Origin of the sequence: Methylobacterium sp. ME121 (assembly GCF_000974725.1) — a bacterium.
Classification (GTDB): Bacteria; Pseudomonadota; Alphaproteobacteria; order Rhizobiales; family Beijerinckiaceae; genus Methylobacterium; species Methylobacterium radiotolerans.
In genome coordinates this window covers 1-23149 of record NZ_BBUX01000048.1, presented here as the reverse complement: position 1 = coordinate 23149, position 23149 = coordinate 1, and the positions used below count along the sequence as shown (strand labels likewise).

22 protein-coding genes and 1 pseudogene are annotated in these 23149 nt (G+C 66.3%); 17 read left to right on the top strand and 6 right to left on the bottom strand.

From position 1 onward, the window contains the following. The first annotated feature begins 224 nt into the window (after positions 1 to 224). The 6 genes from ME121_RS23195 to hpxZ are packed head-to-tail and all read left to right on the top strand — an operon-like array spanning position 225 to position 6846. Positions 225 to 1844: an ABC transporter substrate-binding protein gene (locus tag ME121_RS23195; RefSeq protein WP_029359273.1), complete on the top strand. Its 1620-nt coding sequence runs from the start codon at positions 225 to 227 to the stop codon at positions 1842 to 1844. 4 nt (positions 1845 to 1848) lie between these two features. Next, positions 1849 to 2820, top strand: coding sequence for an ABC transporter permease (locus ME121_RS23190; protein ID WP_053622072.1), 972 nt, complete (start codon positions 1849 to 1851; stop codon positions 2818 to 2820). A 14-nt stretch (positions 2821 to 2834) separates the two neighbouring features. Further along, the gene (locus ME121_RS23185) at positions 2835 to 3650 is read left to right on the top strand and encodes an ABC transporter permease (protein WP_342586404.1); all 816 of its coding nucleotides are present in this window, start codon (positions 2835 to 2837) and stop codon (positions 3648 to 3650) included. After that, positions 3647 to 5263, top strand: a complete 1617-nt coding sequence (locus ME121_RS23180) for an ABC transporter ATP-binding protein (RefSeq protein ID WP_059409644.1) — start codon at positions 3647 to 3649, stop codon at positions 5261 to 5263. Before ME121_RS23185 ends, ME121_RS23180 begins: the two co-directional genes overlap by 4 nt. Then, positions 5260 to 6441 (top strand): amidase, encoded by a 1182-nt coding sequence (locus tag ME121_RS23175; protein WP_059409643.1) that lies wholly within the window; start codon positions 5260 to 5262, stop codon positions 6439 to 6441. The genes ME121_RS23180 and ME121_RS23175 overlap by 4 nt, the downstream gene beginning before the upstream one ends. Next, positions 6442 to 6846: an oxalurate catabolism protein HpxZ gene (gene hpxZ / locus ME121_RS23170; protein ID WP_029359265.1), complete on the top strand. Its 405-nt coding sequence runs from the start codon at positions 6442 to 6444 to the stop codon at positions 6844 to 6846. Between the two features lie 110 nt (positions 6847 to 6956). Here the strand turns inward: hpxZ and ME121_RS23165 are convergent, their stop codons facing one another. Beyond that, on the bottom strand, positions 6957 to 8516 hold the full coding sequence (locus ME121_RS23165; RefSeq protein WP_059409654.1) for an ABC transporter substrate-binding protein: 1560 nt from the start codon (positions 8514 to 8516) through the stop codon (positions 6957 to 6959). A gap of 265 nt (positions 8517 to 8781) precedes the next feature. Between ME121_RS23165 and ME121_RS23160 the strand changes: the two genes are divergently transcribed. Next, positions 8782 to 9708: an N-carbamoyl-D-amino-acid hydrolase gene (locus tag ME121_RS23160; protein WP_029359260.1), complete on the top strand. Its 927-nt coding sequence runs from the start codon at positions 8782 to 8784 to the stop codon at positions 9706 to 9708. A gap of 273 nt (positions 9709 to 9981) precedes the next feature. Here the strand turns inward: ME121_RS23160 and ME121_RS23155 are convergent, their stop codons facing one another. Further along, positions 9982 to 10377, bottom strand: a complete 396-nt coding sequence (locus ME121_RS23155) for a tautomerase family protein (protein WP_029359258.1) — start codon at positions 10375 to 10377, stop codon at positions 9982 to 9984. A gap of 15 nt (positions 10378 to 10392) precedes the next feature. Continuing rightward, positions 10393 to 11205 carry an SDR family NAD(P)-dependent oxidoreductase gene (locus ME121_RS23150; RefSeq protein ID WP_029359257.1) on the bottom strand — a complete coding sequence of 271 codons (813 nt, stop codon included), beginning with the start codon at positions 11203 to 11205 and terminating at the stop codon, positions 10393 to 10395. A 117-nt stretch (positions 11206 to 11322) separates the two neighbouring features. Between ME121_RS23150 and ME121_RS23145 the strand changes: the two genes are divergently transcribed. After that, positions 11323 to 12324: a GlxA family transcriptional regulator gene (locus ME121_RS23145; protein WP_059409642.1), complete on the top strand. Its 1002-nt coding sequence runs from the start codon at positions 11323 to 11325 to the stop codon at positions 12322 to 12324. An 830-nt stretch (positions 12325 to 13154) separates the two neighbouring features. Then, positions 13155 to 13355: a hypothetical protein gene (locus tag ME121_RS23140; RefSeq protein WP_059409641.1), complete on the top strand. Its 201-nt coding sequence runs from the start codon at positions 13155 to 13157 to the stop codon at positions 13353 to 13355. A 1540-nt stretch (positions 13356 to 14895) separates the two neighbouring features. Here the strand turns inward: ME121_RS23140 and ME121_RS23135 are convergent. After that, complete coding sequence (locus tag ME121_RS23135) at positions 14896 to 15174, bottom strand: hypothetical protein (RefSeq protein ID WP_143739317.1); 279 nt, start codon at positions 15172 to 15174, stop codon at positions 14896 to 14898. 199 nt (positions 15175 to 15373) lie between these two features. Between ME121_RS23135 and ME121_RS23130 the strand changes: the two genes are divergently transcribed. The 3 genes from ME121_RS23130 to ME121_RS23125 all read left to right on the top strand — a co-directional run bounded on the left by ME121_RS23130 (position 15374) and on the right by ME121_RS23125 (position 16758). Beyond that, positions 15374 to 15982: a PAS domain-containing protein gene (locus ME121_RS23130; RefSeq protein ID WP_059409639.1), complete on the top strand. Its 609-nt coding sequence runs from the start codon at positions 15374 to 15376 to the stop codon at positions 15980 to 15982. 75 nt (positions 15983 to 16057) lie between these two features. After that, complete coding sequence (locus ME121_RS34090; protein WP_083461073.1) at positions 16058 to 16315, top strand: hypothetical protein; 258 nt, start codon at positions 16058 to 16060, stop codon at positions 16313 to 16315. Positions 16316 to 16557: 242 nt separating this feature from the next. Continuing rightward, positions 16558 to 16758 (top strand): hypothetical protein, encoded by a 201-nt coding sequence (locus tag ME121_RS23125; RefSeq protein ID WP_076729487.1) that lies wholly within the window; start codon positions 16558 to 16560, stop codon positions 16756 to 16758. A 1460-nt stretch (positions 16759 to 18218) separates the two neighbouring features. On the opposite strand, the gene ME121_RS34085 is transcribed toward ME121_RS23125, so the two are convergent. Then, positions 18219 to 18515 carry a DUF6522 family protein gene (locus tag ME121_RS34085; protein WP_133250947.1) on the bottom strand — a complete coding sequence of 99 codons (297 nt, stop codon included), beginning with the start codon at positions 18513 to 18515 and terminating at the stop codon, positions 18219 to 18221. Positions 18516 to 18544: 29 nt separating this feature from the next. Here ME121_RS34085 and ME121_RS23120 point away from each other — a divergent pair, with 29 nt between their 5' ends. The 3 genes from ME121_RS23120 (at position 18545) to ME121_RS23110 (ending at position 20283) form a co-directional block, all read left to right on the top strand. Continuing rightward, positions 18545 to 18763 (top strand): hypothetical protein, encoded by a 219-nt coding sequence (locus tag ME121_RS23120; protein ID WP_059409637.1) that lies wholly within the window; start codon positions 18545 to 18547, stop codon positions 18761 to 18763. 290 nt (positions 18764 to 19053) lie between these two features. After that, the gene (locus tag ME121_RS23115) at positions 19054 to 19749 is read left to right on the top strand and encodes a CHASE3 domain-containing protein (protein ID WP_059409636.1); all 696 of its coding nucleotides are present in this window, start codon (positions 19054 to 19056) and stop codon (positions 19747 to 19749) included. A gap of 303 nt (positions 19750 to 20052) precedes the next feature. Continuing rightward, entirely contained in the window at positions 20053 to 20283 is a 231-nt protein-coding gene (locus ME121_RS23110) for a hypothetical protein (protein ID WP_059409653.1), read from the top strand. A gap of 520 nt (positions 20284 to 20803) precedes the next feature. Here ME121_RS23110 and ME121_RS34080 read toward each other — a convergent pair. Next, positions 20804 to 20941: a hypothetical protein gene (locus tag ME121_RS34080; RefSeq protein WP_179240078.1), complete on the bottom strand. Its 138-nt coding sequence runs from the start codon at positions 20939 to 20941 to the stop codon at positions 20804 to 20806. A 402-nt stretch (positions 20942 to 21343) separates the two neighbouring features. On the opposite strand from ME121_RS34080, the gene ME121_RS34075 reads away from it, so the two are divergent. After that, a protein-coding gene (locus ME121_RS34075; RefSeq protein ID WP_206406872.1) for an IS630 family transposase occupies positions 21344 to 22287 on the top strand; the annotation gives its coding sequence in 2 pieces (ribosomal slippage) (positions 21344 to 21680 and positions 21680 to 22287; 945 coding nt in all). Positions 22288 to 22837: 550 nt separating this feature from the next. Beyond that, positions 22838 to 23149 (top strand): annotated as a pseudogene (locus ME121_RS23095) (porin family protein); the annotation flags it as partial.

The following is a 23149-nucleotide window of genomic DNA, read 5'->3' as shown; positions in this document are numbered from 1 at the left end:
GAACCGCTGATTTGCGTAGTTCATCGTGCCCGCTGCACGGCACCGGGGCTGCGCAGCGGGGCATCGACCTTGGTCAATAATGTGCAGAATATTTATTCTACCCTGAGGGATGATGGATTGAAACTACAAAGAAATGTTTCATGTCACGCAATATAACACTCAATCCGGAAGCATACATGGCACGCGTATTGCGAAATGCCGGGACGCTTCAGGAGTCCTCTGGCTTGTCCCGCACGTTCGACGCGACTGATCTCTCCCGCCGCACGATTCTGGCGCTTCCCCTCGGCCTCGCAGCGGCCGCGAGCGGCGCGCGCGCCGCCGAACCGAAACGCGGGGGCACGATGGTGATGATCGTCCATCCCGAGCCCTCGACCCTCGCGCATTACGCGGTGTCGGCGGGCAACATCCCGCCGATCGCCACCCAGGTCTACGAGGGTCTGTGCACCTACGACTGGGACCAGAACCCGCAGCCGAACCTCGCGAAGTCCTGGGAGGTCGCGCCCGACGGCAAGACCATCACGTTCAAGCTTCAGGAAGGCGTGACCTTCCACAACGGCAAGCCGTTCACCAGCGCCGACGTGCAGTACTCCTTCATGGAGATCCTGAAGAAGTACAATCCGATCGCGCCGGTCATGCTCGCGGAGCTGGTCGCCGTCGACACGCCGGACCCGATGACCGCTGTGCTGCGGCTCGCCAATCCCGCGCCCTACATCATGAAGGCGCTTTCCGGGCGCGACCTGCCGATCCTGTGCCGCTCCGTCTTCGAGGGCACGGACGTCCTCCAGAACCCCAGCGCCAACAAGCCGATCGGGACCGGCCCGTTCAAGTTCGCGAGCTGGGAGCGCGGCCAGTTCGTGCGCCTCGATCGCAACGAGACCTACTGGAAGCCCGGCCTGCCGTATCTCAACCGGATCGTCGCCCGGTTCATCCCGGACGCGGCCACGCGCTCGGCAGCCATGGAGGCGGGAGAGGCGCATTTCGCCGGGTACAGCGCGGTGAACTACGCCGATCTCGCGCGGATGAAGACCAACCCGATCCTCGACCTGACGACCAAGGGCTACGAGATGACGCCGGCCCAGAGCGTTCTGGAGCTGAACGGCCGCCACCCGCATCTCCAGAAGAAGGAAGTGCGCCAAGCGATCGCCTACGCCATCGACCGCAAGGTCATCCTCAAGGACGTGATGTTCGGCTACGGCCAGCCCGCCACCGGCCCGCTCAGCCGCAAGTTCAAGACCGCCGGCCTCTACACCGACGACGTGCGCCAGTACGATGTGCCCGACCGTCTGGACATCGCCAACCGGCTGCTCGACGAAGCCGGCGCCCCGCGCGGCGCGGACGGGACCCGCTTTGCCCTGCACCTGGAGGTCAATTCCTTCGGCGAGCAGTGGCTGCGGCAGGCCGAGTACCTGAAGCAGGCGCTGGCCGGCGTGGGCATCGCCGTGACGCTGCGCTCAGAGGACACCGCGACCTGGCTGCGGCGCGTCTACACCAACTACGATTACGACCTGAACGAGCCGTTCCTCAGCCAGGGCGTCGACCCGGTCTACGGGCTGAACAAGCAGTTCCTTACCAGTCAGATCCGCAAGGGTGTGACCTTCGTCAACGACACCTTCTACAGCAATCCCGAGGTCGATCGCATGCTCGGCGAGGGCGCGCGCGAGCCGGATGCGGAGAAGCGCGCCGCGCTCTACAAGAAGGTCCAGCAGGTCCTGGCGGAGGACAGCCCGATGATCTGGCTGATCGACGTGCAGTACGTCAGCGTCTTCAACCGGCGCCTCAAGGACCACACGACCGGCCCCCTCGGAACCCAGCAAGCCTTCGAGCGGGCCTGGATGGACAAGTAGTCCCGTGCGGCTCGCGCGTTTCCTCGGTTACCGGCTGCTGCTGGCGATCCCGGTGGTGCTCGGCATCGTCGTGCTCAACTTCTTCCTGATCCACCTCGCGCCCGGCGATGCGGCCTCCGTGCTGGCGGGCGAGAGCGGGGCGGCCAGCCCCGAATACATGGAGCAGCTGCGCCACAAATTCGGCCTCGACCGGCCACTTGCCACGCAGTTCGGCGTCTACCTGCTGAACATGCTCCACCTCGATCTCGGCTACTCGTTCCGCAACGACAGCCCGGTTGGGAGCCTGATCGTCGACCGGCTCTGGCCCACCGGGCTGCTGATGCTGACCGCCTTCGCGGCCGCGTTGCTGATCGGCACGCTCCTCGGCCTCGTGGCCGCGACCGGGCGGAATTCCTGGCGCGACGCGGTCATTTCTCTCGTCAGCCTCGTGGCCTACGCAACCCCGGGCTTCTGGCTCGGGCTGATGATGATCGTGGTCTTCGCCATCCGTCTCGGCTGGCTGCCCACCAGCGGCTACGACACGGTCGGCGCCGACAACGAGGGCTGGGACGAGGTCTGGGACGTCGGCCGCCACCTCGTCATGCCGGCGGTGGCGCTCGCGCTGTTCTACCTCGCGGTCTACGCGCGGGTGATGCGCGCCTCCGTGCTGGAACAGATCGGCATGGACTACGTCACCACCGCCCGCGCCAAGGGTCAAACCGAGGCGCGGGTGATGGTCGGGCACGTCCTGCGCAACGCGCTGCTGCCGGTGGTCACCATGGCGGGCGTGCAGGCCGGCAACCTGATCGGCGGCTCGATCGTGGTCGAGACAGTGTTCGGCTGGCCGGGGGTCGGCACACTGGCCTTCAACGCGCTCCAGTCGCGCGACCTCAACCTGCTCCTCGGCATCTTCTTCGTCTCGGCCTGCCTCGTCGTGGTGATCAACCTCGCCGTGGACCTCGTCTACGTCTGCCTCGATCCGCGGATGGAGCTGTAGCGATGCAAACGGCCTTGGCGCGGTTCGCAAGCAACCGCCTCGCGCTCGCGGGGGCGGCGGTGCTCCTCGGCCTGATCGCCCTCGTGGCGCTCACGCCACTGCTCTATCCGGGCGATCCGTTCGCGCTCGTCGGCCCGGCCCTCCAGCCGCCGGGCGGCCAGTTTCTGCTCGGCACCGACACGCTGGGCCGGGACGTGGCCGCCGAGATCGCGTACGGCGCCCGCACCTCCCTGATCATCGGCCTCAGCGCCACCGGGGCGGCGATCCTGCTCGGGACCCTGATCGGCGGGCTGGCCGGCTACTACCGGGGCGGCGTCGAGGTCGCGCTGATGCGACTCACGGAGTTCTTCCAGACGATCCCCGCCTTCGTGCTGGCGATCCTGATCGTGGCGATCCTGTCGCCGTCGCTCTTCAGCGAGGTCGTGGCCATCGCGGCCGTCTCCTGGCCCGGCATCGCCCGGCTGGTCCGGGGTGAGTTCGTGGCGCTCGGCGGCCGCGAGTTCGTGCTGGCCTGCGACGGCCTGGGGGCGGGCGACGCGCGCATCGTCTTCCGCCATATGCTGCCGAACTGCACCTCGGCGATCATCGCCGTCGGCACGCTCCTGATCGGCACGGCGGTCCTGATCGAGGCGGGGCTCGCCTTCCTCGGCCTCGGCGATCCCAACGTCATGAGCTGGGGCCTGATCATCAGCTCGGGCCGCGCGGTGCTCCGGTCGGCGTGGTGGATCTGCGCCTTCCCCGGGCTGGCGATCCTGCTGACCGTCCTCGCGATCAATCTCGTCGGGGACGGCCTGAACGAGGTCCTGAATCCGAGGCTCCGAGAGCGATGAGCGACGCCGTCCTCGAGATCGAGAAGCTCACGATCACGCTGCCGCCCGGCGCGGACCGTCCGAATGCCGTCACCGACCTGGATCTGGTCCTGCGGCCCGGCGCGGTCACCTGCCTGATCGGCGAGAGCGGATCGGGCAAGTCGATGGTGGCCCGCGCGATCCTCGGGCTGCTCCCGGGACCGCGCGTGCGTGTGGCCGGCGGGCGCATCCAGTTCGAGGGCGCGGATCTCGCCGCGATCACCGCGCGTCAGATGCGCAAGGTCCGGGGGGCGCGCATTGCGATGATCTTCCAGGAGCCGATGACGGCCCTGAACCCGCTCCACACGATCGGGCGGCAGATCGACGAGGTCCTGCGAATCCACACGACGCTCGGGCGCGCGGACCGCCGGGCGCGCATCCTCGCGCTCCTCGCGAGCGTCCACCTCCCGGACCCGATCCGGCTCCTGCGCTCCTACCCGCACCAGCTCTCGGGCGGCCAGCGCCAGCGGGCGATGATCGCCATGGCGCTGGCGCTGAGCCCGCGGCTGCTCATCGCCGACGAGCCGACCACGGCCCTCGACGTCACCACGCAGGCGCAGATTCTCTCCCTCATCCGCGATCTGCAGCGCGAGCACGGCACGAGCGTCCTGTTCATCACGCACGATTTCGGCGTCGTGGCCGACATCGCCGACACGGTGGCAGTCTTGCAGAAAGGCGTCCTGGTCGAGCAGGGGCCAAAAGCCTCGGTGCTCGGGGCTCCGAAGCATCCCTACACCCGCGCCCTCATCGCCGCCGTGCCGAAGCTCGTCCCGCCGCCGCGCCGCGCCGCCAGCACCGCACCTCTCGTGGTGGAGGCCAAGCAGGTCGAGAAGACCTACGGCGCCCGCGGCCTTTTCGGGAGCCGCGTCACCCGAGCCCTCGACGGCGTGGACGTTCTGCTTAGGCGGGGCGAGACTCTGGGCCTCGTAGGCGAGAGCGGCTCGGGCAAGAGCACGCTGGCGCGGGCGATCACCCGCCTGATGCCGGTCGATGGCGGCGAAATTCTGCTTGCCGGACACAGCGTCGCCGAGCTGAGCCGCCGCCAGATGCGCCCGCACCGCCGGCGCGTGCAGATGGTGTTCCAAGACCCGTACGGCTCCCTCGATCCGCGCCAGCGCGTGGTCGACATCGTCGCTGAGGGGCCGATCATCCACGGCACCGAGCCCGGGATCGCACGGGTCCAGGCGTGCGAGATGCTGGCGCTGGTCGGCCTCGACCCCTCGGCGGCGCAGCGCTTCCCGCACGAGTTCAGCGGTGGCCAGCGCCAGCGGATCGGCATCGCCCGGGCGCTCGCCATGAAGCCCGAGATCCTGGTGGCCGACGAGCCGGTCTCGGCCCTGGACGTCTCCGTGCAGGCGCAGGTCCTTGCGCTGCTCGCCGACATCAAGGCGCGGCTGCACCTCAGCATGCTGTTCGTGACCCACGATCTCCGGGTCGCTCTGCAGGTCTGCGACCGGATCGCGGTGATGCGGTCCGGTCAGGTGGTCGAGGTCGCGCCCACGGCCGAGATCTTCTTCGCGCCGAAGCACCCCTATACCGAGGCGCTGTTCGCCGCCGTGCCCGGCGCCCAATGGCAGGAACCGATCCCCGCATGACGACCGCGCAGCCCCTCTCGACGGACCCGTTCCTGCCCGGATCGCGCCTCCGCGTCGCCGGATCCGCGACGGGGCCGCTTGCCGGCCTCACCTTCGCCGTCAAAGACCTGATCGACCTCGCGGACACTCCCACGGGAGGCGGAAACCCGGACTGGCCGCGCGTCTACCCGACGCCGGCCCGCCATGCCGGCGTGGTGCAGACGCTGCTCGATGCGGGCGCCTCGGTCGTCGGCAAGACGGTCACCGACGAAGTCTCACTGGGAATTCTCGGCGAGAACGCCCACGACGGCACGCCGCTCAATCCTGCGGCGCCCGATCGGGTGCCCGGCGGCTCGTCCAGCGGCTCGGCCTCCGCGGTGGCCGCGGGCGCCTGCGACTTCGCCCTGGGCACGGATACCGGCGGGTCCGTGCGCGTACCGGCGAGCTTCTGCGGCCTCTACGGCATCCGGCCAACGCACGGCCGCGTCGACTTTTCTGGGATCTGCGTCCAGGCGCCGAGCTCCGATACCTGCGGCTGGTTCGCCCGGGACGCGCGCACCTTCGCGCGGGTCGGCGAGGTGGTGTTCGGCGAAGCTATGCCGGACCACACGCCGCACACGCTGCTCGTGGCCGCCGACGCGCTCGGCTTCGCCGATGCCGCCGTGCAGGAGGCGCTGGCCCCGCAGGTCGACCGCTTGGCCGCCCTGATCGGCAACCGCCGCGACGTGACCCTTGCGCCGCAGGGCTTGTCCGTGTGGCAGCGGGCGCAGCGCGTCCTCCAGAGCAGCGAGGCGTGGCAGACCTTCGAACCCTGGCTCAATGCCTGCAATCCACGCATGGCCTTCGCGGTCGCCCGATCGTTGATCCAGGGCTCGATGATAACCGATGCCGAGCGCAGCGCTGCGAGCCTGATGCGGATCGAGGCCCGGGCGCGGCTCGCGCGGCTTCTGTCCCCCGGCACGATCCTGTGCCTCCCGACCACCCCGTTCCCGGCGCCCCTGCGCGGGCTGCCGCTCGGCGCGCTGCATCCTCTGCGCGAGCGCATCGCCTGCCTGACGAGCCACGGCGGCCTCACCGGCGTCCCGCAGGTCAATCTGCCGGGCGCACTTGTCGACGGCGCTCCGGTCGGCCTGTCGATCCTAGGTGCCCGTGGAGCCGACCTCGACCTGCTCCGTACCGCCGTCGCCCTGGAGGGCTGAATGGACGCGACTGTGAACCGCCCCGAGGTCGTGGCCGAGATCACCGCCCTGTTTGAGCGCTACGAGCGGGCGCTCGTCGAGAAGGATGTCGCCGTTCTCGATGAGACCTTCTGGGACAGTCCGCACACGATCCGCTTCGCCCTCCACGAGAACTGCTACGGCTTTGCCGAAGTCCACGCCGCACGCGTCGCAGCCGATCCGCCGCCGGGCGGGACCAAGGAGGCGCGAATCCGGCTGGAGATCCTGACGCTCGGGAGCGATTTCGCCACGGTCAATCTGGAATTCAAGCCGCGCGGCAAGGCCGGCATCGGGCGTCAAAGCCAGACTTGGATGCGTCTACCCGACAGCGGTTGGAAGGTGGTGTCAGCTCACGTGTCAATCATGCCGGCTGCGGATTGCTCATAGGCTCTTAGGCGGGCTGCTTTCCTGTCAGTTTTTTCTCCGAAGCAGCCATTCCGCTATCGACCACATCCGGCCAACGTCCTATCGGCTTTGAACGGCGCTCATCTCACCCGCTAACGTTCCGGAGCCGAGATGTAGACCGGCGAGAGGCTCTGGTTCCAACTCTGAGCTTGAACGAACCCCTTCACGCTCGAGCTCATGGCTCGCGGGTTCACGTCATGGACGACCATGACGAACAGCGCATCGTCGACGAACTTCTCGTGGATCCTCATCAGGACCTTGGCTTGCTGAACGGGATCGAAGGTGTTGCGCACGTCATCGAACATTTTGTCCATCGCTGGATCGCAATAGTATCCCCAGTTGGTTCCCACGGGAGCCGTCAGGTCGCACTTAAGATGACGGATCAGCGCACTGTACGGATCCTGCAGCGAGTAGCTGTAGTTGATCCCGGTCACGCCGCGTGAGATGTCGGCCTTGGCACCGGCGCGCCACATGTTGATGAGCGTGTTCCACTCGACCACCTCGTAGTCGATCTGGACGCCGACCTCGGCAAGGTTCTGCTGTATGAACTCGTTCATCGGCAGAGGCTGCATCTGGCCGGAGCCCGATGCCGAGATCGCGATCCTGGTCCTCAGAGGCTTGGCCGGGCTGTAGCCCGCTTCGGCGAGGAGCTTCCTGGCCGCTTCGGGATCGTACTTCACCCGGAACGTGGGGTTGCCGAACCACGCGTCGTTGGAAGGTAGGAACCCCGTGGCTGGCACCGCCAAGCCGCCGAGCAGCTCCCTCAATCCCTCGCGATCGATGGCGAGATTGACCGCCTTTCGCACTCTGATGTCGTTCCAGGGCGACCCCTCGACGCGCGACAGGTGCCATGTCCAGTTGTGCGGATACGAGTTGGTGGCGATGGTGAAGCCCGCCTTCTTCAGGGATGCGACCGCGTCCGGCGACGGCGCCTCGATCCAGTCGACCTGACCGGAACGCAGCGCGGCGACACGCGCGTTCGCATCGGGCAGCGGCACCAGCACCAGCTTGTCGAGCTTCGGCACACGTGCTTGGTCCCAATAGGCGCCGTTGGGCACCATCTCCGCGCGCTCGCGCGGGGCGAACAGCGTCAGCTTCCATGGGCCCGTACCCGATGGCTGCTTGGCGAAGGTGTCCCAGGACCGGCCTACCTTCTCCCACTGCGCCGGCGAGGACATGGCGATATAGACGAGCTGGTAGGGGAGCGTCGCATCGGGTGCCTTGGTCATGACCTCCAGCGTCATCCGATCGATTGCCCGGTAGCTCGCAACCGCCGGAATGCGCACCTTGCCCTGCGCGGACTGTCGCGGGTCGTATTGAGGGGCGTCGGGCTTCAACAGCTTGTCGAAGTTCCAAACGGCCGCATCGGCGGTGAAATCGGACCCGTCGTGGAATTTGACCCCCGGTCGGATCTTGAGCGTCCATCTGTTCCTATCGACCGGATCCACCGTCCAGCTCGTCGCGAGGCCGGGTATCAGTTCGGCCGGCTTGTCGGAGCGGGAGAGGTCCCAGGCGATCAACGCGTCGTAGATCGTCTGCCCGACGAAGCGGATCCCCTCGCCGCCGTTGTCGGCCTGTCCCGTGGTCAGCGGGATGTCGGAGGCGGTCATGCCGATCCGCAGCACGCCCTGGGCCAAGGAGGCGTGGTGCATGCCCACCAGCCAGGCGAAGGACAAGATCGCGAATCGCCAGGATGCCAACGTCGACATGTCGGGACCTCGGTCTCGTGCCGACGTGGGATGGCCGGCAACTGACGTCTGTCCCGCAAATCTTCAGCCAAGCTGTCTGCAAGGGTTGCATGCGGGTTCGTGCAGGCGCCGGTTTCAGAGCTTGGCAGCGGCTTTGCACCGGCGGGAGAATACGGGGTTGCAGGGCGTTCGGCCCGGCCATGACCGATCCAGAAAGGTGAGCTCACCCATGGTTCAACTCGTCGTCGGCGGCGCTCAGATGGGCCCGATCCAGCGTGCCGACAGCCGGCAGGTCGTCGTGGCCCGGATGATCGACCTTCTGGAAGCCGCCGCCGCTCGGGGTGTCGAGATGCTGGTCTATCCGGAGCTCGCGCTTACCACCTTCTTTCCACGATGGTACATGGAGGACGAGGCCGAGATCGACGGGTTCTTCGAGCGCGAGATGCCGAACGGCGCGACGGCGCCCCTGTTCGAGCGCGCACGCGCCCTGGGGATTGCGATCACCTTCGGCTACGCCGAACTGACGCCCGAGGGACGCCGCTTCAACACCTCGATCCTGACCGACCGGGCGGGCGCCATCGTCGGCAAGTACCGCAAGATCCATCTACCCGGGCACAGCGAGTACGACCCGAAGCGCACCCACCAGCATCTGGAGAAGCGCTACTTCGAGCCGGGCGATCTCGGATTTCGCGTTTGGCGCAACGCCGGTGTCGTGATGGGCATGGCGATCTGCAACGACCGGCGCTGGCCGGAGACCTACCGGTGCCTGGGCCTTCAGGGGGTGGAACTCGTCACGATCGGCTACAACACCCCCTCGGCGAACGGTCAGCAGAGTGCCGAAGGCCTGGAGAAGCGTCTGTTCCATTCCGACCTGTCGCTTCAGGCGGGCGCCTATCAGAACGCAACTTATGTCGTCGGCGTGGCCAAGGCCGGCATCGAGGATGGGCATCCGCTGATGGGCGGCTCGATCATCGTCGACCCGGATGGATTCGTCCTCGCACGGGCGACAACGGAGGAGGACGAACTCATCCTGGCCGCCTGCGACTTCGACAAGTGCGCCTTCGGCAAGACGACGATCTTCGACTTCGCCCGGCATCGCCGGACCGAGCACTACAGCCGCATCACCGCGCAGACCGGCATGCAGGTCGAGGTTTGATCCGTCGCTCCTGTGTTATGCCGACATCGCTGTGGTGAGCGAGATCGCCAGTCAGATCACGGGCATCACAAGGCTCACAAGCCGGCGCAGGATTTGTCACCGCGTTCCTTCGGCAGCCTGCGATCCGAGGACTGTTTATACTCTGCCTGTACAGCACTGAGCGCCAGGCGCTCGGCATAACCTCAGCGAGTTAGGAGCGGCTCGTCCGCTCTCGACACCGGCACTCACAAAGATGGACCAGCCGCTTACGGCCAGAACCGTTTGCGACACTGATCATCGCTCGTCCGGCGACCACTCGGGGCTGTAGCCCCCGAGGGTCGGGTGATACATCTCGTCGCCGGAATGCTGCGTGAACTCGACGTTGAGGCGATCCTCGCGCAGGCCGAGGATCTCGACGCAATGGGCGCACAGCGCCTTGGCGACCTCCATCCGCAACTCGGCCGAGCGTCCTTTGCGGATGTCCAGCATCATCACGGAGACCGGCACCGGCTCGCCGCCGGCTTCCGGTATCCGCCACACGCCGCCCTCGCCGAGCTCGCGGATGGCGACGCTGATCCGCCTGATGTCGACCGACATCATCTCCGCATAGGTCCGGCTCATCTGCGCCGCGAGGCGCTTCTTGGAGGCCACGGAATACGGGCCGGTCACGTCGAGCTGGAGGTACGGCATGGACAGTCTCCGGGTTCAGGCCGCGTTCGCCGCCGCGAGCCCGTAGCGCGCCGACGGCTTGGCGTTGCCGAACTTGGCGGCCATGGCCCGGCGATCCTCCTCCCAGCGCGTCCAGTCATCTACGTCCTGCAGGCCCGGGATGGTGACGAGTTCGCCCTGGTCGAGACCAGCCAAGGCTGCGTCGACCAGATCGGCCGCCGACATGGTGATCGCGGACGTCTTCTGGGCCGCGTATCCTGCGACATCCCAGAACTCTGTGGCCGTCGCGCCGGGCAGCACGGTCTGGACGCGCACGCCCTTGTCCGCGAGGTCCTTCTGCAGCGCGTGGCCGAAGCTGAGGACGTAGGACTTCGAGGCGCTGTAGACGCCGTTGAGCATCTCGACCGCGATGCCGACGACGGACGAGATGTTGATGATGGTCCCCGAGCCGCGCGCAACGAAAGCCGGCGCGACCGCGTAGGTCAGTCGGGTCAGCGCGGTGATATTGAGCTGGATCATCGCGTCCATCGCCTCCACGTCGGCCTGAAGGGTCGAGGCGACGGAGCCGATGCCGGCGTTGTTGACGAGCATGGTAATGCTCGCGTCCTCGCGCAGGCGCATCTCCAGGCGCGTGAGATCGTCCTTGCGGCCTAGGTCGGCCTTGAACGGCTCGACCTTGCGTCCTGTCTCGTGGGTCAGACGGTCGGCCAGCGCCTGCAGGCGTTCACCGTTTCGGGCGACCAGCAGGAGGTCATACTCCCGCTTGGCGAGACGGTCGGCGTAGACCGCGCCGATGCCGGCGGATGCACCGGTGACAACGGCAAGGCCCTTGCCGGTTTGCGTAGTCATCGTCGTTCTCCTCTTCTCTCGCGCCACAGGTTGGCGGCGTTCGATGTGAGGACGCTACCGTTGCCCCGACATGGCGCAAATGTCATATTTGCGTCGGTTTAGGTCATAGGAGGTGGCATGCAGCGCGTCGGCTTCGTCGTCTATCCCGGCTACTCGATGATGGCGCTGGCGGCCGTGCCGGCCTTCGAGGTCGCCAACCTCGCATCGGACGAAGCGATCTACGACATCCACTTCATCTCCGAGCACGGAGGTCCGGTCAGCACCTCGGCCGGCATGAATGTGGAAACGGAGGCATTCGGCGAGACGCCCTTCGACACACTCGTCATCGGCGGCGGCACCTTCGTGCAACCGTCGACGCCGGGCCTCGTCGCGCTCGTTCAGCGTGCGGCTGCCCGGGCCCGGCGCGTCACCGCCATCTGCACGGGGGCCTTCGTTCTCGGCGAGGCCGGACTGCTCGACGGCCGACGGGTCACGACGCACTGGATGCATGCGCGCGAGTTGCAGCACCGGTTCCCGAAGTGCGCGGCCGACACGGACCGCATTTTCATCAACGACGGCCCGATCTGGACATCGGCGGGCATGAGTGCCGGCATCGACCTCGTCCTCGCTCTGATCGAGGCAGATCTCGGTCACGAGGTGACGAAGGAGATCGCCAAGAAGCTCGTGCTCTACCATCGCCGGGCGGGGGGCCAGTCGCAGTTCTCGACCCTGCTCGACCTCGACGCGAAGTCGGACCGCATCCAAGCGGCCCTGACCTACGCCAAGCGCAATCTACACCGCCCGCTATCGGTCGAGGAGTTGGCGGAAGCCGCGCACCTCAGCCCGCGCCAGTTCAGCCGCGTCTTCCATGCGGAGACCGGCCAATCGCCGGCCAAGGCAGTCGAAAATCTCCGGGTCGAGGCTGCGCGGGTTTTGATGGAACGCAGCCGGCATCCTATTGACGCCGTCGCCAACCAAACCGGCTTCGCAGACCGCAACCGGATGCGTCGCGCGTTCCTCCGAGCGTTCGGGCAGCCGCCGCAGGTCATCCGGCGCAATGCGCGTGGCGACTCGGATACGGCGAGTGCGTGGCTTCGGCCACCCACGGTCGAGCACATCTTGGAGAATGATTCGCCCTGAACAACTGCTTCGAGGCGAAGATCTGGCGAGCATACCTGTCCGAGCTGGATCTTGGCAGCCCGTCCGATTTTCCAGCGGACCAGCCCAGAAGCGGACCGGCGGCTTTCGGCCATGTGCCGTCGGCACCTATAGCTCTCAGGACGTCTCAGATGGGTGAGTTTCCGCCGGCTCGCTCAGGAGCCGCGTATGATGCGAGCGGTCGCCGCCTCCGTGGCCCTTCGAGAACCCAGCTAGAGCCACGCGGCTACATCCGGACATCCGCGTGCCTGCTGGCGGCGCTGACGTCCGGACTATCGAACGCCACCGAGATCGCAGAGCTTGCGCAGGATCCGGCGAATATGTTCGCGGAGGATGAGCGTCTCAGGTGTCGGACTGACATTCGGAGGCACTATCGAAACCTCCGAGCCCGCCAAGGCTGAGTCGCACATCGAGTACCTCGCCTCAGTCAAGAGCCGCGTTTAGCAGTTCCCATCTGCCGATACATCCATCATCCACGTCTGTTTGAGAAATATAAATTGTTGTCATTTACCTAGGTCATTCAGTCGAAAATAAACACGATCGCGCAATGAAATTGCGCACCATCGTGGAACTTGATCGTGCCACCAAACGGAGTATCACCGCGCTCAATGATCTTGGAGCGCTCCATCCGCTAGCAGGCATTAGCCCGACCGTCGGTGGGCGCTCAATGCTCAGTCCCCCTCAGATCTGGTCGCGACAGGAGGCGACGGTAGACGGGCGCTCTGATATGCAAGGCGAGGTAAGGGCACCACGCCCGAGCAGTTCCGCACGACGGCGAAGACCGCCGTCATCATGGGTTTTCCGGACCAGGGATGAGCGACGACGCCGACCCCAACCGCGAGATCGTCATCGAGCGCTTGATGAGGCGCCTCGAAGGGTTCGCGGTGGGCATCGGCCTAGATGAGGAGATGACGCGCCACATCGTCGAACGCGTCATCACGGACATGCCGCTTGCCTCTGACGACGACCGACTGGCTCGGGCTCGCAACTGGATGCTGATCGCGTCCGCCTAGCTCGATGACCCGCCCTCGGCGCCATACTCGGCCGTGCGGTCGCTGGCGTCGGGGCCATCTCGCGCCGGGAGCGACGGCTCGGATCAGATCGCTCCCTCACGCAGCGCCGATACCCACACGCGGGCTCATCCGGCCGCTGTCATGGCGTCGATCGTCCTAACTGTCGGGATTTGGATCGTCATCTACGCGGTGTCCGGCCGCGTCACCTAGTTCTGGTCGGCTGGAACGAAAAAGCCCGCTCCGGCGGACCGGGCGGGCTCATTCGCGGTCCTGTATTGCCGACCCGATCAGTCGTCTCGGGTCTCGGGAACCTCGTGATAGAGACAGTCGAACTCGACGGAGCCGGCGATGACGGCGGCGTAGATGGCTTGGCCGTGCATCGGCCCCTCTGGGGCGGAACACCTTCTGAAGACGACGCGGGTGGGTCGACGTCCGATACGAAGGCCCGGTGCCGACAGAGTGAGATGCGGATAGAAGGCCCCGCGCGGCGGTGCCGGCGGGACCGAAGGAAGAGCGCGCAAATGCTGGCGCTCAGCGGCTACTTGCTGCTGCCGCCACCACCGCCGCCCTGAGGAACAGCGCGCTCAGGCTGATTGGCATTCCCGGCGGACGACGAGCTGTTGGACATCGTGTCGGCCGGCTGCCCGGTCGGCGAAGCCGTCACGGCGCCGTTGCTACCGGTAGTGCTGTTCTGCGGCGCAACTACGCCCGAAGCGCCGGGAGTGGAGGGCGCAACAGGAGCCGCCGCGGGAGCCTGCGCATAGGCCCCACCTGTAACGAGGCTGAAGACGGCCGCGGCTGCGAGAACGCGATGACGCATGAGAAGCTTCCTTTGAGTTGAAGGCTGAGAAACGCGCTTGGTTGAGAGATGGTTCGATATCTCCGACGCTATGCTGGTCTTGAAGGAAGATAGCCGCGGCGCCGGGCCGGGCGGATCTGACGTTTGTGGTCCGGAAGGAATGGGGCCGTCACAAGCCGCGGGCGAGCGGCGAGTGGAATGCCTGCCCGAGCCAACACGCAGGCGGAGCAGCGCTGGAGAGTGGCAACCAGAAGCGGTGAGATCCTCATTGAGGAGCCCGGAACACCACGATCGCAGGAGGGCTGACGATCCACTTGAGCGCTGTCGTCTGGCGCGATGGGTCTTGTGGCGGGAGCGTGTCGCCCGCCACGTACACGAGGTCGGGCCCGAGCGGACGAGCATGATCAGGACGGCGGGGGCTGTGCGCATCTCGGGGCAACGGCCGCCCCCGCGGGGTGCTCCCCACAGCGCCGAGGGTTCTGTTTGCAGAACCTGGGGGCACGCGGCCCGTTCGATCCATTCTGAGCCGCCACGGCACCAGCCCTGTGAGCCCGCGGTACGCCAGGATCGCCACCAGCACGGTGAAGGCCGGCAGCGAGCCCGTGCTGCCGATCTACGCGAAGCGCCGGCAGCTCACCGGTCAGCGCCTCTCCTGGCGAATTCCCATACCGGGATCCACCAGATCTGACCCTGCTTGGTTCGGTAGGCCGAACCGCCTTCGAACACCCACGGGTCGGCGGTTCAGGCTCTCTCGGCCGCCTCCTGCACGAGATCGAGGAGGCGGCGGCGCCCGGGATCGCTGATGCGCTTGTAGGCGTGCAGAAGTGCCTCACATTCGTGGTCGAGATCGGAGGCGGCATCTGCCGCTAGCATGGTAGCGCTGAGCGGGTCGTACAGCGTGGCCAGAGGCATCCCCAGCGCTTCGGCGACGCGGCCCAGAACCCACCGTTTCGCTGAGACCCCCGACTGCATCGGACGGTCGTGGATGTCGCCCTGTGGCTGATCCTCCTGCGCGTCCACGCTCAGACTTGCCCTCTTCGATCTCATCGGCCATCCGTCCGAGCGCACGATGGCGCCTCATGCACGTACGGATCATACGCTCTGCATACGACCGTCGAAATGTGCACGCAGCAGTTGCGGTGCGGCATAAATTTTCCCTTGTGATTGCACGATTGTGCCAGATAGAAAGGTTAGCGAGTAACCAAAGCCGGGTGCCTCGGTGCCGAAAGCCAAGCCTCTTCCGCGACAGACCTGTCCCGCAGCATTCCAGAACGCCCTCGATGCACTCGATGTGATCGGCCGATGGGATTGGGACGCGGCAACTGATCAAGTACGCTCCGATGGATTCGTGGCGCTGCTGTTCAACTTGGTTCCCGGCGAATCCGAGGAAGGTATGCCGCTCGCTGCGTACATCGATGCAATTCATGCAGAGGATCGAGAGCGGGTGCTCGCTCTGGCTCGGCGCAGTGCTCGTGACGGCAGCACGTACCTGACCGAATACCGGGTGACCTCCATAGACGGGCGGACGCGCTGGGTCTTGGCCCGCGGCCGTTTCACACACGATCACATTGGTAGGCCGATTGGTGGGAGCGGCATCTTGATCGACATCACTCGGATGCGGGTGAGCGAGGGTACGTTCGACGAGCCCGAGACACACTTGGGCGAGGCGCCTCTGGACCGGGCGGCCGATCATATCATTGCCGCCCAACAGGCGATCGTGGAGATGCAGGATCCCAATCTGAAGGCCCAGGCAGATGCGCTGCTGCTGGCGCTGGGGCGCAAGTTGGCCCAGCAGGAGGTCGAGAACCGGCGCCAACGCATGAACTGAGCGCTGGCGTTTTGCCACGCTCTCGCACCCGATCCGAGGCTGGTATCGACCCCTTCAGCATGGCGCCTCGCAGGCATGGCAGCACTTGATACACAGATCTGTGAAGCCAAGATCGAGGGCGTCTGGCGTCCGATCAGCGCGACCGAAGCAAGAGGCGTCTACGTGATGGCGCCCAAGCGCTGCCCATCCTGCCATGGTGCGCTGGTGCTCTATGGATCCTACGCGGAGAATGGCCGCCGGAGGCTTTCTCATCGCCGGGTGCATACCGGCTGTCCGCAGGATCCGAACCGGTACTCCGGCACGCCCTCGCTTCACCCACAGGCACTCACCTGAGTGGTGGCCGGTCTCGGCCATCTGGTCTGGAACAGTGGGTGTTCTCGCCGTTCGCTGTCGAGCCGAACGGCCGAGACCCGAGAGCGCGTTCCCCGGCAGGCAGTCCGTCCTGTGCCTCAGGGACGACAGTCAGCCCCGTCGCCCTATCTGATCACGGGTTGACGGGGCTTGGGGAGAACTCCGGCCCGTCCATTGTCTTCCGTCCCCTGACGGATGGTTCTGTCAGCCACCACATGCAGGTCATGATCATCTTCAAGCCGAACCCTCACACGCTGCGTGTGACGCCCTCTGCGAAGGAGCCCGGCCGGTTCGACTGGTCGATCACGCGCGACGGCGTCATCGTGCGCCAGTCGGTTCGATCCTTCGGGTCGGAAGGCGCGTCAGAGGCGGACGGCGATGTGGCCTTCCGGGAGATCACTGCTCGGTGGCAGAGCGCTCGCTGAAACCAAGCGCCGAGCGCACGTGCCGATCGGTCGCTCCTTCGGACGGACTGGGCCTCTGCACCGTTCTACATCTCGGCGGTTCGACCAGGAGCGGCCGCACGGTGCTTGAGTAGCGGGGGACTGGGGCGTTCAGGGGCAAGAGGCGGTAGCGGCCCATCGTCCAGCCGCACCTGGTTGTGCCTTCGCTGCCAGTCCACGCAGTGGGTTATGCCGCGGATCTCAATGGCTCCTGTCGAGAATACGAGAGCCCCGGTGCCAACGGTGGCGGCGACGGCACCGAGCACGAGCCCTTCGAGAACCGCCTCCCTTCGCACGGAGGCGCGCTCCCACTGCGCCGGCACGAACGCCTGTTCGGCGATGAGGATCAGGCAGGACCAAAGCATGGCTGTGACCTAACGCCCGCCGTGGAGCCCGGCACACCATATCGCTAGCTCGTGATTGCCCTGCCCAAATCCGGCAACATGCTCGCCACAACCGGACGGCATGGTTGCTGGTATGACCGTGCCAACCGCTCAAGCCCTCGGCGTCATCGCCTGCGCCGTGATCGCATCCGCCATCTACCTGGCGACCCTCGTGCACGGCGTCAGATCCGAGAAGAGCGGTCCACGCTAGGCGAGCGCGACTGCGCCGACGAGGCCGCACCGGGACCGGAACGAGATCGCGCCCTGACGCCACTCTTGCCGAAGCTCGGAGGTCGCGCTCCGGCCGCGGGTGCAAGCTGCGACACGGTGGCAAACAGACTCTTACCGGCCAACCCTTGCCAATACCCTGCCCGAGTATACGCTACTACGCAGTTCGCCACGGGGGGCTGACATGATCCGTATCCGCGCGACAGACGACGGCACGTACACGGTGTACCGGGACGATGCCATTCTGTTGACGGGCCTGACCCGAGATCAGGCTGATGACGTCGCCAGATCCTTGAAAACCGCCGTCGTCACTTGAAGGCACGCTCAAAGCGACAGCTTTGCAAGCCAGCGGACAGCGGGTGCTGTTGTCAGTGAACCGTGCATGTACTTTCCTGATTTTCCATGTACGCGCTGCGGGGTCTCCAGTGCTTTCGAGCGCCCAGCATTGCGAACCCAAAGGCTTGCGCGGACTTGAGGGCGTCGCATGCTCGCCCTAATCCTCCATTGACCATCAGCAGTCTGACCCTCCTGTTGGTCAAAAAGAAGCCCGGTAGCGGGAGCTACCGGTCTGAGGGCTGTTTGGGAGGAACTCGCGATGACCTCGCAAAGGCGGGCCGATAGCGAAGCAGCACTCGGAGACCCGCGGGGCTGATGTGCCCGATAAGACCCGTCACCCGATCCGGGTACGGGATGACCGGGCCTTGGTGCCGTTCCTCACGACCGGGGCCAGTACGCAACGCAGCCCGAAACGCGGAATGGGGGCAGGGCGGTTATCTGAGGCTCGACGGCGCTGGTTCGCGGCCACTCTCGATGAGCCACGGCGGACAGTCTTCAAGGTCTGTGCGATGCCTTCAGCTTGTTGAGGCTCATGGTGCTTGGCCGAGGCTCCCACCGGAACTCAGAGAGCAGGCGGCCATCGGCATGGAAGATGCCCTGCCAACCGAATTTGCCAACGATTACCGTCACACGCGAACGGCCCTCATCACGGCCATAGCCTCGATCAAGGCGGCTATCGATATGGCCGAGAGCAGCTTGCCGTCGTAGAGCCGGCTCGCTCATGCCGAGCCGATGCGCTAATTGCGCCGGTGTAATCAGCCACCCGCCCTGCCCATCAAGATCCAGGCGCATGCACTGGTCCTCCACGACTTGAAAGAACAGTGCAAACGGCGGTCCAAGCGCTTGAGCACTGGCACTGGCAGCGCCGCAAGGCTCTGACCAGGGCCAAGCCGCGGGGGCCGCTCTACAACGCGACCTCGAAGGTGATCGAGGCGATCGACGACGTCGCCGAGGTGGCGATCGGCGGGCCCAACTATCAACGGGACGCGACGACGCCCGGCGACGCCCTGCCGCCCGTTAAGCGGCGCACAGAGGAGTAGGCAACGGAAGCGATGAAAGGCCGCCGAGGGGCAGCGTTCGACCGTAACCGAGGCGATCCTGTGAGAAATCTCGCGGGCAGTCGGACGGGACGAGCGACGCGGCGACGGTCTGCAGCAGGGCGGTGTGGCGACCGCGGCGACGAGCCCTTGTCGGGCCTGAGCGACGTGCGATGGTCTTGCCAACGCGGCCCCTATGTCGGCACTGCCAAGCTGCCAATTCCCAGTGCGGAGGATGCAACTTGGAAGATCGCTCCGCCCGACGCCCCCCCGGATCTCGCGAAACCGCCGCGATGGTCGTCGGGTTCGCCTTGCTCATTCTCGCCGGCTTGGCAGCCGTCGTTGCCGCTCTGGCCAGCGCGGATGCCGATGCGTGGGCTGTGCACTCCGCTGAAGTGCGGCGGGCCGAGGCGCGGCTATCTCGGCTCATTCAAGAAGCGGAGACAGGCCAGCGCGGCTACCTGCTCACCGGCGACCTGACTTACCTCGACCCGTTCACGACCGCTCGCCGCGAGTTGCCGGCTGCCGAGGCAGAGTTGCGGTACCTCACGGGCGACAACGCAGAGCAGCAAGCCCGGCTGGATCAGCTCCGCCCCATCATCGGTGAGAAGGTGGCCGAGCTAGCGCGAACGACCGAGCGCATGCAGGCGGGCGACCAAGCGGGAGCGCTCACCATTGTGCGCACCAACGCCGGACGCGACCTGATGAGGCGTATTCGGACGGCTATCGCTGAGTTCGACCGAGCAGAGATAGAACTCCAGGCCACACGCGCCGAACGAGCCGCGTTCCGCCGGTCGATCCTGGCTGCAGTTATCGTCACCGCCCTGTGTCTCGCTGCTGCCCTCGCTTGGCTGGTCATTCGGACCGACCGGCATCGCGCCCGCGAACTTCGATCCGTGAACGATGCGCTCCGCCATGAGATCCTGCAGCGCGAGCAAGCCGAGGCACAGCTCCACGCGCAACGCCCTCGTCAACAATGGGATGCTTGATCCTGGCGTTTGATCTTGGTGTGCGCCTGCGCAGCAAGCCGCTCACAACCTCGGACCTCGGTCGGGATTTGTCGGGGGGTATTGGTGGGGAGGGGTCACGGATAGATCGCCTGTCTCGGTGCACCCCCTGTGTGGCGGCGCACAAAACCCGGCGAACGATCGGCAGAGTATGCCGTTGAGAGGTCACAGCCGGCCAAGCACAGCCGCCGCGATCGAGACCGCCGCACCGACGATCTTCCTCACGCGACCCGACTGACCGGATGGCTTCCCCGTGAAGTCGAACGAACCCGCATGGAGATCGTCATGAAGCTGCATCTGCTCGCCGCGGCCGCCCTGGTCGCCGTCGCCACGCCCGCCCTGGCGCAGGGCATCGACAGCAGGCACAGCCCCTATCCGGCTTCGGCCTACTCGGGCTACGTCGGCAACGCCTCGGTGGTCCTGCCAGAAGTCTCAGTGACCCACTATCGCACCGCCCCGGCCTACCGGTACTCGGGCCAGCATGCCGGTGGCCCGGCCGACGCTTTGGCCCGCTGACGGCCGACACGACTGCGTCTCCCACGAAGCTAGGTGAGACGCGGCCCCGGAACGTTCCGGGAGCCCGAGCCACGGCGCGGACGCGCACCTGAGCGGACATCCAGCGCCACTTTTGCGCGCGACGAAGCCCGACCGCAGTTGTGCGCCGCACCGCGCAGGCTGAGGCGGGCCACGTGAGACCGCGACGGCGTCGCAGTTTCGCAGCCCTCCCCGAGAGCGTTTCCTCCCTAGACGTCGGGCTGCTCCTTCGGGAGCGGCCTTTTTCTGCGCGGAACACCTGCTACGGTAACGCTTACCCTTGCCGATGTGCCCGAGGCGTTCGCGACGCCACACGGTGCTGTTGCCGGCGGGCACGCGATGACAGGCTGGTGGGGACAGATCTCCGCATCTACCCCTCGAAGCCCAGGTCGAGCAGTCGTGCGAGGGTCGGTGCGAGGCGGCAGGACTGGAGACCGCGGGGCACCGGCCCCGGGGGCTGCCAGCCCTCGAAGCGCCCGTCTAAGTGGGGTGAAGGCTTCGCTTATTTGCTCTTAGCGCCCTTCTTGCCGAGTTCGGCCTGTGCCGCCGACGACTTACGAGGATTGGATTTACCCTCCTTGCTCGCCTTGGCATTCGCTTTCTTGGCTGTCGTGCTACCGTTGCCCTTCTTGTCAGTCATCGTCGTCTCCACAATGTGAGCCGCCAATGCCGAGATTCGGTTCTTGTTCCGGTGGCGCTATGTTCCACGGTGGATAGGTGTGTCGGCGCCGCGGCGACGCGATCCTGGCCGATACCGGATCAAATACGAAAGCCACCTAGGCCACCCACGTCTGCCATTCCCCAGCCTCCGGGAATGGCGTGGGCCTCCTCACGAACCCCGACCCGCCGAACGTGCTCGTCCCCGTACGGGTCAACGTACGCGCGTCGCTCGACGTGGCAGAGGAACCGTACGGATTGGGCGCGGAGCAGACCGGACGGCCCGGGTACTAGAGCGTTTTCGGTTTGGGCTGAGTCGGCTTGGTGGGGTTCACGCGGCGCTGGGAGGCTGATTCATTAGGCCGGTCGACAGCCGGAGTGATGCATGGGCCGCCCCTACAGCTTGGACCTGCGCGAGCGGGTGGTGACCGCGGCTGCGGCGACCTCGCGCCGTCAGGCGGCCGCCCGCTTCGGGGTCGGCCAAGCAACCGCGATCCGCTGGATGGCGGCGCTCGCCGCGACTGGGACGGTGGCCGCCCGGCCGCAGGGGCGTGCCCGCCGCTCCAAGCTCGACCCCTACGAGACGTTCCTGCGTACGCTGATCGACGAGAAGGTTGACATCACCCTGGAGGAGATGCGCGCCCGGTTGCAGGACGAGCATGGCCTCACCGTCGGGCTCGGCACGCTGTGGGCCTTCCTCGACGCGCGCGACCTGACGTACAAAAAAAGACGGCCCACGCCGCAGAGCAGGATCGGCCGGACGTGAAGGCCGCCCGGGAAGCGTGGTTCGAGAGCCAGCCCGATCTCGGCCCGGACCGGCAGGTGTTCCTCGACGAGACGTGGACTGCCACCAACATGGCCCGCACCCGCGGGCGCTGTCCCCGCGGCCAGCGGCTGCGCTCCCCCGTCCCGCACGGTCATTGGAAGACCACGACCCTGGTGGCGGGCCTGCGCCTGTCCGGGATCGCCGCGCCGTTCGTGCTCGACGGGCCGATCAACCGCGACGCCTTCCAAGTCTACGTCGATCAGGTCCTGGTGCCCGAACTCGCACCCGGGGACATCGTGATCATGGACAATCTCGGCAGCCACAAAGGCCCGGCCGTGCGCGCGGCGATCGAGGCGGCAGGCGCGCGGCTCCTGTTCCTCCCGCCCTACTCGCCGGACTTCAATCCGATCGAGATGGCGTTCTCGAAGTTGAAGGCGGGGCTGCGCAAGGCCGCCGAGCGCACGCGCGAAGGGCTCTGGACCACTATCGGGCGGCTCGTCGATGCCGTCACGCCCGACGAGGCTGCAAACTTCTTCGTCGCGACAGGATACGACCCCGATTAAACCGAAACCGCTCTAGCCGCTGTTGGCCAACGCGATGGCACTGCCAACCACGACGCCGCCGAGGATACCGAGCGCCACGGCGCCACCGGCCGGCATCCGCGCCCACCACGGCCATCGCCGAGGCGGTAGACCATCCGCCTGCGCGGCCGCCCGCAACCTTCGCAGCAGTCTCTCGCCCGCCCGAACCGGATCACGGCCGAGAGCTGCGCCCAATCGACGGGACAGAAGTAGCGGTCCTCGGGCCGGATCGGCATGGTGGGGCTGAAAACCCAGTGAGGGTCCTACACTGCAGCGAACCGCCGACCCCGTCCTGTAGCCCTTCGGCCACAGCTGCCAAGCGACGTGGCGGCGGACTGCAACCAAAACGCATCTGAGATGTTGTGGCGACCGGCTGAGTGTCAGGCGATGTATTTTGCCGATCTCGGGTGCGTTCATATTCGGTTTACTAAGCCGCCCTACCCCGTCGCCGAATGGTGTGTCCGTAAAACTACAGCCTTTTCTATCACGGACCGGTAGCCATACACCCAGATCGAAATTTGGACCTTCCGTTATGACCAAGCTCCTGGCCTCGCTGGCCGCCTTCACGGCCCTGACCGCCGCCGCCTCGGCCGCCGACCTGCCGCGCCGCGCCGCCCCGCCGCCGGTGTTCACCCCCGTCCCGGTCTTCACCTGGACCGGCGCCTACTTCGGTATCAACGCCGGCTACGCCTTCGACGCCAGCAGCCGCACCAACAACACCTTCGCGGTGCCCTTCCCCTACGCCGCCCCCGGCACCGTCGCCTCCTTCCGCGACCGCAGCCAGGACGGCTTCTCCGGCGGTGCGCAGATCGGCTACAACTGGCAGATCACCCCGGGTTCGGGT

Bases quoted from the DNA above. Each gene is read 5' to 3' on its own strand.
- ME121_RS23150 (WP_029359257.1), bottom strand. From the start codon at position 11,205: ATGACTACGCAAACCGGCAAGGGCCTTGCCGTTGTCACCGGTGCATCC.
- hpxZ (WP_029359265.1), top strand. From the start codon at position 6,442: ATGGACGCGACTGTGAACCGCCCCGAGGTCGTGGCCGAGATCACCGCC.
- ME121_RS23110 (WP_059409653.1), top strand. From the start codon at position 20,053: ATGAAGCTGCATCTGCTCGCCGCGGCCGCCCTGGTCGCCGTCGCCACG.
- ME121_RS34080 (WP_179240078.1), bottom strand. From the start codon at position 20,941: ATGACTGACAAGAAGGGCAACGGTAGCACGACAGCCAAGAAAGCGAAT.
- ME121_RS23115 (WP_059409636.1), top strand. From the start codon at position 19,054: ATGGTCGTCGGGTTCGCCTTGCTCATTCTCGCCGGCTTGGCAGCCGTC.
- ME121_RS23155 (WP_029359258.1), bottom strand. From the start codon at position 10,377: ATGCCGTACCTCCAGCTCGACGTGACCGGCCCGTATTCCGTGGCCTCC.
- ME121_RS23180 (WP_059409644.1), top strand. From the start codon at position 3,647: ATGAGCGACGCCGTCCTCGAGATCGAGAAGCTCACGATCACGCTGCCG.
- ME121_RS23165 (WP_059409654.1), bottom strand. From the start codon at position 8,516: ATGCACCACGCCTCCTTGGCCCAGGGCGTGCTGCGGATCGGCATGACC.
- ME121_RS23140 (WP_059409641.1), top strand. From the start codon at position 13,155: ATGAGCGACGACGCCGACCCCAACCGCGAGATCGTCATCGAGCGCTTG.
- ME121_RS34090 (WP_083461073.1), top strand. From the start codon at position 16,058: ATGGCAGCACTTGATACACAGATCTGTGAAGCCAAGATCGAGGGCGTC.
- ME121_RS34085 (WP_133250947.1), bottom strand. From the start codon at position 18,515: ATGCGCCTGGATCTTGATGGGCAGGGCGGGTGGCTGATTACACCGGCG.
- ME121_RS23145 (WP_059409642.1), top strand. From the start codon at position 11,323: ATGCAGCGCGTCGGCTTCGTCGTCTATCCCGGCTACTCGATGATGGCG.
- ME121_RS23175 (WP_059409643.1), top strand. From the start codon at position 5,260: ATGACGACCGCGCAGCCCCTCTCGACGGACCCGTTCCTGCCCGGATCG.
- ME121_RS23160 (WP_029359260.1), top strand. From the start codon at position 8,782: ATGGTTCAACTCGTCGTCGGCGGCGCTCAGATGGGCCCGATCCAGCGT.
- ME121_RS23125 (WP_076729487.1), top strand. From the start codon at position 16,558: ATGATCATCTTCAAGCCGAACCCTCACACGCTGCGTGTGACGCCCTCT.